Source organism: Aeromonas sp. FDAARGOS 1419, assembly GCF_019047045.1.
Taxonomy (GTDB): Bacteria; Pseudomonadota; Gammaproteobacteria; order Enterobacterales; family Aeromonadaceae; genus Aeromonas; species Aeromonas veronii.
This window is the reverse complement of the sequence record NZ_CP077209.1, coordinates 570,540-584,445: the sequence shown is the minus strand read 5'-3', so window position 1 is coordinate 584,445 and position 13,906 is coordinate 570,540. Positions and strand designations below refer to the sequence as shown.

13 protein-coding genes are annotated in these 13,906 nt (G+C 54.7%); 2 read left to right on the top strand and 11 right to left on the bottom strand.

The genetic code is table 11. The annotated features are described in order from the left end of the window. Positions 1-97: 97 nt before the first annotated feature. From I6L49_RS02525 to I6L49_RS02475, 11 genes are all read right to left on the bottom strand, one after another. Positions 98-1,792: an asparagine synthase gene (locus I6L49_RS02525; protein ID WP_216950535.1), complete on the bottom strand. Its 1,695-nt coding sequence runs from the start codon at positions 1,790-1,792 to the stop codon at positions 98-100. Between the two features lie 27 nt (positions 1,793-1,819). Beyond that, a complete protein-coding gene (locus I6L49_RS02520; RefSeq protein ID WP_216950534.1) occupies positions 1,820-2,983 on the bottom strand; it encodes a glycosyltransferase in 1,164 nt (387 codons plus the stop codon). Then, a complete protein-coding gene (locus I6L49_RS02515) occupies positions 2,983-4,347 on the bottom strand; it encodes a glycosyltransferase family 2 protein (protein ID WP_216950533.1) in 1,365 nt (454 codons plus the stop codon). The genes I6L49_RS02520 and I6L49_RS02515 overlap by 1 nt, the downstream gene beginning before the upstream one ends. 44 nt (positions 4,348-4,391) lie before the next feature. Continuing rightward, positions 4,392-5,552, bottom strand: a complete 1,161-nt coding sequence (gene glf, locus I6L49_RS02510; protein WP_216950532.1) for a UDP-galactopyranose mutase — start codon at positions 5,550-5,552, stop codon at positions 4,392-4,394. Beyond that, entirely contained in the window at positions 5,549-6,520 is a 972-nt protein-coding gene (locus I6L49_RS02505) for a glycosyltransferase (protein ID WP_216950531.1), read from the bottom strand. The genes glf and I6L49_RS02505 overlap by 4 nt, the downstream gene beginning before the upstream one ends. A 168-nt stretch (positions 6,521-6,688) precedes the next feature. After that, the gene (locus I6L49_RS02500; protein WP_216950530.1) at positions 6,689-7,894 is read right to left on the bottom strand and encodes an acyl-CoA reductase; all 1,206 of its coding nucleotides are present in this window, start codon (positions 7,892-7,894) and stop codon (positions 6,689-6,691) included. After that, a complete protein-coding gene (locus tag I6L49_RS02495) occupies positions 7,873-8,928 on the bottom strand; it encodes an acyl-protein synthetase (RefSeq protein ID WP_204383485.1) in 1,056 nt (351 codons plus the stop codon). The genes I6L49_RS02500 and I6L49_RS02495 overlap by 22 nt, the downstream gene beginning before the upstream one ends. Beyond that, positions 8,925-10,283, bottom strand: coding sequence for an AMP-binding protein (locus tag I6L49_RS02490; protein WP_216950529.1), 1,359 nt, complete (start codon positions 10,281-10,283; stop codon positions 8,925-8,927). The genes I6L49_RS02495 and I6L49_RS02490 overlap by 4 nt, the downstream gene beginning before the upstream one ends. After that, positions 10,280-11,029: an SDR family NAD(P)-dependent oxidoreductase gene (locus tag I6L49_RS02485; protein ID WP_216950528.1), complete on the bottom strand. Its 750-nt coding sequence runs from the start codon at positions 11,027-11,029 to the stop codon at positions 10,280-10,282. Before I6L49_RS02485 ends, I6L49_RS02490 begins: the two co-directional genes overlap by 4 nt. After that, positions 11,029-11,262 (bottom strand): acyl carrier protein, encoded by a 234-nt coding sequence (locus tag I6L49_RS02480; protein WP_120413983.1) that lies wholly within the window; start codon positions 11,260-11,262, stop codon positions 11,029-11,031. Before I6L49_RS02480 ends, I6L49_RS02485 begins: the two co-directional genes overlap by 1 nt. Further along, entirely contained in the window at positions 11,259-11,795 is a 537-nt protein-coding gene (locus I6L49_RS02475) for a GNAT family N-acetyltransferase (protein WP_216950527.1), read from the bottom strand. The genes I6L49_RS02480 and I6L49_RS02475 overlap by 4 nt, the downstream gene beginning before the upstream one ends. A 164-nt stretch (positions 11,796-11,959) precedes the next feature. On the opposite strand from I6L49_RS02475, the gene pseF reads away from it, so the two are divergent. Both pseF and pseG read left to right on the top strand, forming a co-directional pair. Then, entirely contained in the window at positions 11,960-12,655 is a 696-nt protein-coding gene (pseF, locus tag I6L49_RS02470; protein ID WP_216950526.1) for a pseudaminic acid cytidylyltransferase, read from the top strand. Beyond that, positions 12,645-13,901 carry a UDP-2,4-diacetamido-2,4,6-trideoxy-beta-L-altropyranose hydrolase gene (gene pseG / locus I6L49_RS02465; RefSeq protein ID WP_216950525.1) on the top strand — a complete coding sequence of 419 codons (1,257 nt, stop codon included), beginning with the start codon at positions 12,645-12,647 and terminating at the stop codon, positions 13,899-13,901. Before pseF ends, pseG begins: the two co-directional genes overlap by 11 nt. Positions 13,902-13,906 lie beyond the last annotated feature (5 nt).

The following is a 13,906-nucleotide window of genomic DNA, read 5'->3' as shown; positions in this document are numbered from 1 at the left end:
AGATGCAATCTTCATACAGTGCAAGTGACACCACAATGAGCGCTGCAACTGATTATATATGCATCTCTAAACATATTTATTCCTTAACGACTTATCGTTATGTTTGTGTAAAACAATACTGCAAAAACAGTTCTATGGTTGCGGCTCTAAGCAATTTATTGCTGCGATTTAAATTTTGCACCAGATGGGGCACATAGTACATTGCATGCCAATTCTCATCGGTAAACTGTCGATAGAGTGCGGTCAGCGGATTCAATATTTTGTTCAACTTTTGCGCAATGTCTGGCTGCCGGATCCAGCTTGAATAATCGGCGTAATGATCGGTTTTACATTCCGGCATGGGAATGGTGGGATTATTGTCAATTGTCTTGCCCGTTTTTTGCCAGGGAATTGATTTGTAAAATTCGGGAAACTGCTTCAGCAGCACGGTGGAATACAGTCGATTACCGAGTCGATATTCATCATTAATCGAGAAGACAAACTCTAGTAATTCATTGTCAAGGAATGGTTTTTTATGCTCCAACCACGCGGAGGACGCCAGGGTTCCCATATTGGTAAAGCGGCGAACCCGGTTCATAAACAGATTGGGTTCAACGTGCGGGGTATCATAGAAAGACGAATCGATATTAGCCAGATAGGTATGCTGGCCATAATACAACTCGGCAATCTCCGCGTTGATTCTCTTGTTTGCCGTTTCCGCGCGCAAAAAACTCGGCCCCAGAATCGCATCACCACAATAACCACTGAGGGCATATCGCCCTTGCTGGATAATTTGGTCAACAAACTCACAGCCATGCATGTGCTGCATATCCAGCAACCCATCAGTTAGCCAGATAGTCGGTATTCTTTTTTCAAACCAGTTATCCGGCGTCAACTCATGAATCACATGGGGCCAGCCAACCATTTCGGTTACCTTCTGCGCCAACACAATGTCGGCACATTGATCGGTGCCAAAGGTATAACAGGCCCCCTTATACCCCGGGTGCATCTGGTGTGTGGCCGCCAATAACATTCTTGAATCCAGCCCACCACTGATTGGAAATACCAGCGATTCCGCCATATCCAGCCGCCGCTGCACGGCGTGCATAACAATTTCGCTCAACGCATCGACCGCATCATTGAACGATACGTTCTGTTGTTTGATATTTGCCCACGACCAGTAATGTTGGCTGTGTAGCCGATCGCTATCCAGGTCATAACTCAGCACTGTGGCTGGCGGTAACAGCGTCACGCCGTCGAAATAGGTAATATCGCCGACCAGATATCCCAAGTCCAGAAAACAGGAGAGTGCCTGTTGGCTAATTTTTTTTTCAAAAAAATCCAGCGATAAAAAAGCCTTTATTTCACTTCCCCAGGCGAAATGACCGTTGCGATGATAATAGAACAGTACTCGCATACCATTTCGATCTGAGACCAGGGTGATTTTTTTACGCTGCCGATCGAAAAGCACCGCACAAAATATGCCATCCAGCCTTGCCAGCAAATCAGCTAACAGATTTTGTTGATAGCTCCAAATAATGGCGCCATTCAGGTCGTGAAATATTTGCTGATAATGCTGTGCTATCTCTTGCAAATTATAGGCACATCCCTCCACCCAAATCTGTAACAACCCAGATTCATCTTGATGTGTCTTTTTTGCATAAAATGAAAAGCATCGTACAGCAGCTACGTTGTCATCCTGATACTCGTGTTCGATTGCTACCGGGTAAAGCGCGGTTTGCGTACGAACGATCTGAGTTATCTGATCCGAATATTGCGGATTATTTTTTACATAACCAAATAGTCCAGGCATCTTGATTCGCCGTTGCAGGTTAATTTATTAAAATGTTATTTGTTTTAATCGTTCTTGCGCTATTTGCATGATGTTGGCGGTTTGCACCCCCCACGAGAAATGTGATTCGGCATAAAGGTGCAGGTTGCGGGCGGTCTCTGCTATCGGCAGTGAAAGATAGTGTTCATAGATGGCGACCAGATCAACAGGCTGATCATCGGCAGCCAGTTGCCATGTACCAGATAATTGCTCGGGGCTAAAACTGTCCTCCAGGCTGTAGATAAACGGCAAACCGTAATACATAAATTCACGGTGTTTTAATGGTTCTGCGTAGCTGACGCCGGTGCGATGGAAACCCAACGACCCGAGACCAAGATGCACCCTGGCATAACGATTGGCCAACGCATCAGGATCCAGCGCACCTGTGAAAGTCACATACTCGGCAACCCCCAATTCCTGGGCCTGTTGTGCCAACTGGGCCGAAGCGGGCCCCTGGCCGACCAGGAACAGCCGCAACTCGACCTCTGGGTAGGCTTTTACAAATTCGGGTATTGCCGGGAACAGCCGATCATAGCCGTGCCAACGCGCCAGATAGCCAACCCCTAGCAAGTGGAAAGCGTGGTGAATATCAGGCCTCGGCTGCGGCGCAGTCGGTGCGATCCAGGTTGCCCCGTTGCCCATCTTGTACAGCGGCCGCTGATGCAAGGTCGCACCCGGCAGCACTTGGCTGGGGGTGAAAAATCCGGCCACCAGGGGTGCCAACTGCAGGAAATAGCCCAGATCGGTCTTGGCGGCTTGAACTGGCAATTCATTTCGATATTCCAGCGTGTACATCTCGACGAACATAGGCACTGCTGCGGCGTGCAGCTGCCGCGCCAGTTGCAGTAACTCATCGTTATGCATCGGGTTGTAACGCACATACGCCCACTCGAATGCGCGAGCCTGGGCTTGGTGCGTGGCAACCCAGGTGGCTACATGCACGAAGAAATCCCCAGGAGCCACCGCAGTAGTGATGATCTCGCGCTGGACTTCACTTCCCGCCTCGAACACCAGGCGCACTATGTTCGGACCATCGCCGCAGATCATATGCACTTGCGTGTGGTGGCGACTAAAGCCCTGAGCCTGAGCCAGCACCTTTCGCATAACGCCCAGGTGCCCACGTGTTTTAAGATTCACGTTATAGATAGCTAAAATTGATCCATACCCCGCCATTATGCCTCCGAAGCATAAAATGCATCTACTGACTGACGTGCCGACTCCAATTCAGTGGCGATCTGCAATGCCGTTACCCCGTCGATAGTCTGTGGTAGCAGATTCCAGAATAGATCGGTTAACAGCTCGTCATGTGCCACCTCAGTTGAGGTAACATCAAACAGGTGAGGAACCACGATCAGACGAATTGCAGTGGTCGACTCAGACAGAGGCACAGTGTTAACGCACTCGGGCCAGTCCCGGATACTCTTCGACAAGGTCTCATACAATGCAGGAGCCAGCACAAAACGGTGACTCTTTACATTAAATTGACCACAACTGACAATGAAACGGCACAGGCTATTGTGTTGTCTTGCTGCGGACATATCAGACTTTGTCACTGCACTCACATCTAGCAAGTAAACTCCGGGTGGAACCATAACCTGCAGCAGCTTTTGCTTGCCACTACCGCGCTCAGGAAAGGCTCCCCCCCGATAACGCCCACCGATACCGGTGGCAGCATCTTGTAAACCACGTTGCATGGCAACAAGCAACTCGTCCATGGCATTCAAATGCTGGAAGGTGATATTACGTGCCAAGCTGCGCTGTACATAATGTTTGACCTGATGGGGAGGATAGCGAACAGGATGCTTTGCGAAGAAACTCAGCTTGTTACGCCAGTAGTAGTAACGAGGTAATGTATTAGTCGCATTAGCACCACCTCCCTTGTGCAAAGCCTGTAGTCTTGGCTGTGCGACTACACGCCAACCAGCATCCTTGACTCGTACACACCAATCAATGTCATCCCAATAAAGGAAAAAGTCCTCATCAAATACACCCACCCGTTCGATGATTTCAGCTTTTGTCATCAGACAACAAGCGGGCACATAATCACAATCCACCGGTTCCATCGCTATCGAGGAATAGGATTCACCCGCAAAATTAAGGTGAAAACTAAAGGTAGCATCCTTTAAAGATACGTTGGAGCCGACCTCCTGTACCACCTCCGGATTATCCATTTTACATATTGCTGGTCCGATAACACCTATATCGTTGTGGTTAGCCAGTAAATCCATCATCCCAACTAGGGTGTTTGGTAGTACGACAGCATCATTATCCAGTAGCGCAATATAACGATACCCCATTTTTTGGGCTTGGCGCATACCATGAGCAAATCCCCCAGAGCCACCAACGTTTTCTTTTAATACTTCAAGTCTAATATTAGGATAGTATTGACGGATCAATGTTGCAGAGTCATCTGTTGATGCGTTATCTACAACAAAAATATCCGCCAGTTCACCCGCTGTATTTTGTACTGATTCGATCGCCCCGAGCACATAATTTTGCTTATTAAAATTACAGATAACCACACAGATTGGTTTCATTTTATTTTCTCACCGGCTAACACTTATCTATCAAATACCAAAAGCTAGTATGCCGTGCATATTTTATAGAAAAAATTTAATGCATTGCTCACCGCATCATCCATATCGAAATAGCGATACTCGGCAAGGCGCCCCAAAGCAATCAGTTGCGGGAACTGGGCCAATTCATCGCGGCAAGCCTGATAGTTCTGTTTGGCCTCATCGGTAAACAGCGGGTAGTAAGGCTCCAACTCCTGCTCCGGCTGATAGTCACAGGGATATTCGTACACTATGCTGGTGCCGGGATGCACCTGCCCACTGAAATGCTTGAACTCGGTGATCCGGGTGAAGGCTTCTTCATTCGGATAATTGACGGTGGTGACAGGCTGAAATTGCTCTTGCGCCAGATGGCGATGTTCAAAACGCAGTGAGCGGTATGGCAAACAATTCCCTTCTGCCGACATCAACTGATCCAGCATACCGGTATAGATCAGTGGACCATCGAAAGGTGCGCCATCCAACCACACCAGCTTCTGATGCCAATCCAACCTGACACGCTGCACCATGGGGGTAGACAGCCGCACGTCAATCAGCGGGTGTGCGAGCATGCGCTCAAACATGGCGGTATAGCCTGCAGCTGGTACCGCCTGCCAGGGATCGGTGAAGTAGCGATCATCCCGACTCACCACCACGGGCACCCGCGCCGTCACCTCGGGGGAGATCTGGTCGGGCGCAACCCCCCACTGTTTGCTGGTGTAGTTGACAAAGGCTTTCTGATAGATAAAGTCTGCCAATTCACCCAGCAGGGGATGCGCCTCTTTGCGTAGCTTTAGGATCGGTACTCTGGCACCATCACCAAACCGGGTGCGCAGGGCCTCAATCATGGCGGCGGCCTTGTCGGCGGGGAAACAGCGCTCGATGCTGGTCAGGTTGAACGGGATCGGCACCAACTGCCCGTCAATGCGTGACAACACACGATGCTCGTAAGGCAACCACTCGGTAAACTGCGACAGGTAATCCCAGACTTCCTTGTTGTCGGTATGGAAGAGGTGCGGTCCATAGCGATGGATCAACACCCCATGCTCATCATACTCGTCAAAGCAGTTGCCACCGATATGATCGCGCTGCTCCAGCACAAGTACCTTCCAACCGAGCTGGCTGGCCATTCGCTCAGCCATGACGGCACCGGAAAGCCCGGCGCCAATGATTATCGCCTGATAACTCATGCCGCCTCTCCAAACAATTGTTGCATGACCCGAGCAGGATGAGCTCGCTGCACCCACGCCAGTTGATGTCGCTCATCGAAGAACCAGCCTGGCGCCAGCTCCGCGACCTCGGCAACTGACTGTTCGATAAGTTGCGTGAAGCGCACGACGTCATCCTGCCGCAGAAAGTAGAGTGCGGCAGAGTAATAGTGATGGGCACGCCCCTGGGCAATGGCCACGGGATCCGCCCCAAACGCAGCGGCGTTATCACAGGCGCGCAGCAGATCGCGCAGCGACTGCTCACGACGTTCTGCCGATTTGCGGGTCTGTCCACCAAAGCTCTGGGTATGGAAGCGATAGCGGCCCAATAATTCGGGGATAAAATCCAGCGTCCCCGGATTGTGGGAGAGGTTCAAGATGTGCCAGGGATAATCGAGGATGATCTTGCACCCCTCATCGATGGCATTTTCCATCCCTTCATAACGGCGAAACATTATGGAACTTGCGTTGACGAACACCCCGAAGCGGATCAAAGCCTCCCGTGTCATCACGGATTCAAGATAGCGGGCATTGTAATAATCGCGGGTGAATAGCTTGATCCGTGCGCCAGTTTCATCATCAAACATCTCCGCTTCGTGGTAGCAAAGCGTGCAGTCAGTGTGCAAATCAAGATAATCGGCCTGGCTCTGCAGCTTGCCCGGCAGAGCAAGATCATCCCCGTCGACATAGGCGATGTATTCACCGGTAGCCTCTCTCAGCAAGCGTTTCTGGGTCTTGGCCAACCCCATATTCTGCGCATTCTGTAGTGCCTTGAGTTGCGGCCACTGCTGTGCCAGCCGATGCATAATGGCCCAGGAGTCATCGCTCGAGCCGTCATCAATGGCAATGACCTCAAAATCGAAATTGGTTTGCTGTTCCAGCAGACTAAGCAGACAGGGCTCGATAAAGCGCCCTAGGTTATACACCGGCACCAGTACGCTGACTTTCATAGAGAATCCAGAAGTAGAGTAAAAAAGAAGCGAATTAGAGAATTCGGACAAGGCTACCGCACGGTCTCTGTCAACCCTTCCTGCCCTTCATGGCAATATTTACTGCAAGAGCCGTGCCTGACCAAGCTAATTCATTGATATGACTTGATTTATGTGACCTGGAATCCACTATTCAATACGGTCAAGCTGACGGCTGCAGGCCACCAGCATGTCGATGCCATCCCAGAGCCATTCGAATGCCAGCGCTTGTCCCGGACTTGCCACCCTATCGATACGGCAGCAAGGCGACAGCAGTAGCGCATACTCAAGCCGCATTTTATCTGGCCCAACCCAGACACAGGTCTGCATATCCCAAGGTTGTAACAGCAACTCATCAAGAGTATCGGCAACGAATTCTGCAACTGTACCTCCTCCGATGTGTTCAAGCCGCAAAGAGGCGGTGGGAGTCAATAAGGTGACGCCAGCAAAGGTCTCCTGCTGCATCTGACCATCGAGAGCGGCATTTTGTTGACAATTGATGAGGCGTTCCATCATCAGGGCAGGGCTGCCTGCAAAGGGGGCAAAGACGGCTTCGAGCAAACGACGTCGCAACACACTATCGGGAGTGCCCAACCAGCAAATCGTGGTGGGCGAGGCGCAGGCTTGCTGATTGAAGCGAGTAAAGTCTTGTTGCAAAGCCGCAACCAATTGCCGCCATGCGGCAGCATCCAGGTTGGCGAGCCATTGGCTATCCAACACCGCCATGGAGCGGCGATCCGGAAACACGATTTCCTGAGCGCGGGGTGAAAGCGGAATAGCCCGTACCCGACCGATGGTTTCATCACCGCCCCAAATGATGCGAAGGCGGCACCGGGCCGACAGCCAGGCGGTGACCCGTTCGTCATGGTCATACCGGATAAAACGGGTACGCGAGGCAATCTCTTGCCACTCGGGCAGAGAGAAAAGCTCGTTCAGGATGGTCAGCATGGCCTCTTGCACCGGGTCGATGCGCGATGAGAGGCGAACCACGGACCCATTGCCCATCAGTAGCGCCATGATCCAGGAGTAGAACGCGACGGTCGGCACGTTGGAGGGGACCAGATGAAAAACCATCCCCAGCGGAGCGCGTCCTGCCATGCGTTTGCGCTGTACCTCAATCTGGCGAGGCCGCAACCAAAAACCAAAGGCGGCTAAATCCGGATTCGCTCGTCCCTCCTGCTGCAGACGTGCAGAGAGCGCAGCCACAAAGTCACCTATTACGGGCGCAAAGCTTGGCTGCGGGCGAGTAACAAAACCTTGCCAGCCAATGACGGGAGCCACGAAAGCGACCTCGGGCCCAGCTTGCCATATGGCATCTTCTGCATCTGACCGGATCACTGGAAAGTGTCGCTGCATCCCCTCACCTCGGCGCCTTGCTGACGCCCTGATACATGAAAATAACGGCCGAGACGTCCGCAGGGGCAATCATCCTCACCCAGCAGCACACCGAGATCCTCGCTGAGCAAACTGTGGCCTGGATAACTTTGGGGAATGGCAGAGATCACCTGCAACAAGCCTGGCTTGCCGATCCCGAGCGGTCGATGGGTCAGCGGATCCCGCACCAGCAGATCGGCAAAGAGGGGAGCATGAAGATGGCCCTGCTCGCACTCAACAAATACCGACCCCACCTGCTCCACCATGCCATAGAAGTTGTACACCCGACTCAGCCCCAGCTGTTCATGGCAGCGCTGCTTGAAGGCAGGATTATCCACCGCGAGGTGTTGCAGCTTCTTCCAGCCACCGCTGTGAAAAAGCGTGCCCTGCGTCAGCGGCAGTTGCAGACCTCGCTCACGCAGCGGTTCCAGCAGACATTGCCAGACCATGAAGGTAAAGCCGAACAACAGGACCGGCTGGCCCGCATATTTGTCACAAAACGCCTCGATGACAGGCCAGTTGGGCCGCATCTGCTCGTCGAGGGCATAGGTATGGTCTCGGCCAAGGAAGGAGAGCCCCAGCGCACCGGCGCCGCGGGCGGAAAAACCGCTGCGGTTTTGAATCAGGGCGGGTTGCTCCACCAGCAGCATGGGCAGCCGCTGCTTGCCGACGAACTCTTGCAGGATCTTCACCAGCACCTTGCTCTGCAACGCGGCTGTATCCCGATCCAGCACGATCCGTGACGGCGTTCCGGTAGTGCCAGAGGAGGTGAGCACCTTGAATACCTCTTCTTGCGGCACGCTCTGCCATTGGGCCAATTTGAACAAACGAGCGGCCAGATAAGGAAGCTCTTGATAGGTCGAGGCCTGACCCCAGCCAAACGCCGACAGAATATTGGCAAAAGCTGGACACCCCTGCGCATGGCGCTGCGTCAATTCATTCAGGCGAGCAAGGAGCAACCAACTTTTTTCATGTTGAGACAGCCCGAAAACCGGCGCATCAAACAGCCTGTTCATAGCTGCTCCAATTGTGTTAACAGGGCCGGATAATCGATCTTCATATTGCTGCGTCGTGGCAAATGATGCCGATAAATGCGAACGCTTGATGGCGGCACCATCAGCCAGCGGGCCAGCTCCAGCTGCAGTGCGTCACTGGGGCACGCGTCTGCCTCGATGGCCACCAGCAGGCAATCATCACGGCCGGTCGCAGCGCAGGAATAGCCCCTCCCCTGCAACCAGGTTTCCACTTCAGCCAAGCTCACCCGTTTGCCAAACAGCTTCAGGAAACGGTTGAGTCGTCCGGTCAGATAGAATCGGCCCGACTCATCACAACGAGCCAGATCGCCGGTAAAGAGCGCATCCATATCACGCCCCCGAGCCAGATCTTCAGGGCGCTCCGCATAGCCCAACATCACATTTGGCCCTTGGTAAACCAGCTCTCCCTCCCCGTCGGGAAAGCCGGACTCATGACGAAGAGAGAGGCACCCGCCCGGTACGGCACGGCCGATCGCATCCGGAGCAACAATCACTTCATCGTGAGCCAACCAGGCGATGCGCGGCGCCGCTTCGGTCTGACCATACATCACGAAAAAACGGCGTCCCAGCGCAGCTGCCTGTTCGGCAAATTGCTTTGCCAGTGCCGGCTCAAGCCGTCCTCCGGCCTGGGTCAGCGTCATCAGGCTGGGATAGCGGGTCCAGTCAAAACGCAAGCGGTTAAGCATCTGAAAGGTAAACGGGACCCCCGCCACGCTAGTGACCTGATGACGATTTACCTCATCCCAGAATTGGCGCTCAAGGGGACTGGCAGTGCATGAAACCAGAGAGGCGCCAACCAAAAGATGGCTGTTAAGTACCGACATCCCGAAGGAGTAAAAAAGTGGCAACGAGGTGATGGCTCGCTCACCCCCGTTCAGCGCCAGATATTCGGCGATGGCCGCGGCATTGGCATCAAGATTGGTTCGCGACAATCGCACCCATTTGCAGGAGCCGGTACTGCCCGATGTCGGCAGCAGCAAGGCCAACTCAGGGTGAAACGAGGGCGCATCGCCAAGATGCGCAACTGCCCCATCCTCCAACACCCGCAGACTGACACCAAAGCGCTGGCACTGCTCATGGTGCAACTGGGCATCCTGTGCAGGATCGGCCAACATGATGGCGTGGCCATCACGCAGGGCCAGCAAGTAGTGAAGCAGATGCAGGGTGGACGTCACAAATGGCAGGTAGACCAAATGACGACCGACGGGATAGGTGGTAGCCAACTGCGCCACACGCCGAGCCAGCTCACCATAACTGAGCCACCCCTCTTGCGGGTCTCGCCAGGCGGGCTCGTCATTACTTTCAACCAGATGCGTCAACAAATCAGGCTGGCTCAAATCACCATCCCCCCATCGACCCCAATCACCTGCCCAGTCACATAGCTCGACAAGTCGGATGCGAGAAACAGGGCCACCTTGGCCACTTCTTCTGGCGTACCAATCCGCCCCATTGCGATGCTGGCCACCCGCTCGGCAAACTTATCTTGCGGGATGGCGTGGGCCATATCGGTATCGATAAAACCGGGAGCAATCGCATTGACCCGGATCTGGCTGGCGGCCAGCTCCTTGGCCAGTGACAGGGTAATGCCAATCACCGCCGCCTTGCTGCCGGCATAGCAGCTGAGCCCAGCCGTCCCCACTTGCCCCATCAGGGAGGCGAGATTGATGATGCTGCCGCCACCACTGCGCGGCATCAGGCGGGCGGCATACTGGCTGCAATAGATCACACTAAAGGTATTGTTGCTGAATGTCTTTTGCAGATGGGTCTGGTTCGCCATCCCCAATAACGCCTCTTCCAGCATGCCGGCATTGTTGACCAGCACGTCCAGCTGGCGAGTCTGAGCAAACAGCTGCTGAAAGGCCTGCTTGACCGCCGACGGATCAGCCACATCAAAGCAGAGAGGCTGGCAAGGCACGCCAAACTCGGAACCAATCGCGGTCGCCAGCAGGCTCATCGTTACCTCATCACGGCCTCCCAGCCACAGTTCAGCCCCCTGAGAGGCAAACTGGCGGGCGATGGCAAGCCCGATGCCACGCCCGGCACCGGTGATCAACACCCGCTTGCCCTGCAACAGTCCCTGCATCAGAAAGCGACCCCGTATTTGGCCAGGATCTCCCGCGCCTTGACGACCGAACTCATGTCGATAATGTCATCGGTGTCGAGCAATACACCGTAGTTATCCTCCAACTGGGCGATCAGCCCCATGTGGGCGACGGAATCCCACTGCGGGATGCTGTTGTAAGCCAGCCCATCGCTGACGCTGCCGATATCAATACCCAAAGCCTCGGCAAAAACCTGTTCCAATGCGATTGTCATCTGAAAAATCTCCGTAGCCGCTCACGGGCGGTATAGTAATTCGCCGGCAGCAGTTCCAATGCAAAAAATCCGTTATCTTGTCCTATCTGGCGGTAACCCAGTTGTTCATTCAAGCGCAGGGCCGAGCGATTGTTCTCCCGAACCAGGGTGCGGATACAACCGATGTGCAGCTCATCAAAACCCTGATCAAGCTGGGTTAAAGCAGCAGCAACGGCCAACATGGGATGCCGCACGGTTGAGTTGCCCAGATAGAGCCCCGCATCGGCAATCGCCTGACCCTGCAGCTTGCCCTGGCACTCACCTTTCAGATTGACGTAACCCGCTCGCACGCCCTTGCACCAGAGCACCCAGTGCAGCTGATCCCGCCGCTCACGGGTAGCGGTGAACCATTGGCGCTGTTGCCGTGGTGAAATACGCGTTTGGGATACCATCTGCATTCGCACCTCATCCTTATTGCGCCAACGTCGCAAGGCAGGAAGATCCCACGGCTCTATCGGGCGTAACTCAACGCCATAGCTCATCTTAAACGCCATCCACTTTTCATGACCTGTCTCTCTTATCGACCACACTGCTGCCATTCCGTAGCAAAAATCGATAATACAAGCATAAAAACCAGTATAATATCAAAAATAATCAAAGAGTTGTCATCGATTATCCTGGCTTTGGCCAGGCATTGATCCAGCGGAGAGAGCCCATCATGGCCATCGCCATTATCCCGGCCCGGGGTGGTAGCAAACGCATTCCACGCAAAAATATCCTCCCCTTCTGTGGTCAGCCCATGCTCGCCTATGCCATCCAGGCGGCGCAAAAATCTGGCTGTTTCAGCAAGGTGGTGGTCTCCACCGATGATGAGAATATTGCCGAAGTTGCTCGTCAACTGGGCGCGGAAGTACCATTTCTACGACCAGCCAACCTCGCCGATGATCACACCGGTACCACCCCTGTGGTGATCGACACCATCCAGCGACTCGACCAGCTCGGCATCCAGGCTGAGCACTACTGCTGCATCTATGCCACGGTGCCGCTGATCCAGGCCGACGACCTGAAGGCCGCCTATCAGCAACTGATCGCCAGCAAGGCCCCCTTCGTCTACACGGTGGCTGAATTCGGCTTCCCTATCCAGCGCGCCGTGCGCATGGATGAGCAGGGCCGGGTCACCCCCTTCTGGCCAGAACAGATGGCGAAACGCTCTCAGGATCTGGAGCCTGCCTATCAGGATGCAGGCCAGTTCTACTGGGGCAGCCGTGCGGCCTGGCTGGGAGGGATCAGCCCGGTGGGGGGAGAAGGGATTGGCCACATACTGCCGCGGCACAGGGTGGTCGACATCGACACGCCGGAAGATTGGCACCTGGCCGAACTGCTCTATCAAGTGCTGGCCCAATATGACGTTTAAGGTTGCCTTCCGGCTCGACGCCGGCACCGAGATTGGGCTGGGTCATCTGATGCGCAGTCTGGCCATCGCCGATCGGCTGAAAACGGCTGGCGCCGAGTGCCACTTCCTCTGCCATCAGCTACCTATGCACCTGTTGCCACTGCTGCACTCCCACCAGCATCACACTCTCTGTGATCTGGACGATGCAGGCCCCTTGCCCACCTTGCGCCCGGAGTGGCTGGTGTGTGATCACTACCAGATTGATCGGCAAATCGAGCAGACACTGGCAAGTCACTGTGGTCAGTTGCTGGTGATCGACGATCTGGCCGATCGCCCTCATCATGGTCAGTTGCTGCTGGATCAGGGGCCACTACGCAGCACAGCCGATTACCAGTCACTCGTCTCTGCCGACTGTCGGCTGCTGCTGGGCACCGACTATGCCCTGCTGCGCCCCGCCTATCGCCAGCTTGCACGCCAAAAGGTCAGCCGGTGGCAACGTGGCCTCATCTGCTTTGGTGGTGCCGATCCTGCCGGAGCCTGCCTCATCACCCTCAACAGCCTAGCCCGCCTGCCTTGGGCCCGCACCATCCAGTGGACCTTGGTGGCGGGCGGCGCCAATCCCTTCTGGCCCGAGCTGGAACAGAGAGTGGCCGAACTGGCCGGCCTCGATTTGGTGCTGCTGCGCCAGAGCGACCAGATGGCCGACCTGATGAGCCGACACGACTTCGCCATTGGCGCCGCCGGCGGCATGACCTGGGAGCGAGCCTGTCTCGGCCTGCCGACTCTGGCGGTGCCCATCGTCGACAATCAGCAGTTCAACGACCTGGTGATCGCACGCTTCCAGTTGGCCGAGCGGCTGACTCTGAGCGAGCTAGCCGAGCCTGAGCGGCTGCTGCAAGCCCTGCACCGGCTTGAACAACAGTCAGACGACTACCGCCGCCGTGGCCAGCAACAGGTGGATGGGCTGGGGCTGGATCGGCTCACCGCCTGGTTGCTGCAACAATCGGATTATCAGCTGTTACCTGATGGTCAACAGTGGCAACTACACCATGATGACCAGCCGCTGCTTACCCTGACGCTGAACGGCCAGCGGCTGACATGGCAGGCTGCCCGGCCACTTCAACCAGCGGAGTGGCAAGAGCTGGCACATCGCTTGCAGACAATTTTCTCCCAATTTCCCCTCTATCTTGCCGAGCCACCGCAGATAGCGCCCCCTGCCCCTTGGCAACCGGCGCCGCAAGGCTGGCAACTTGGCATAGGAATCTGAACACA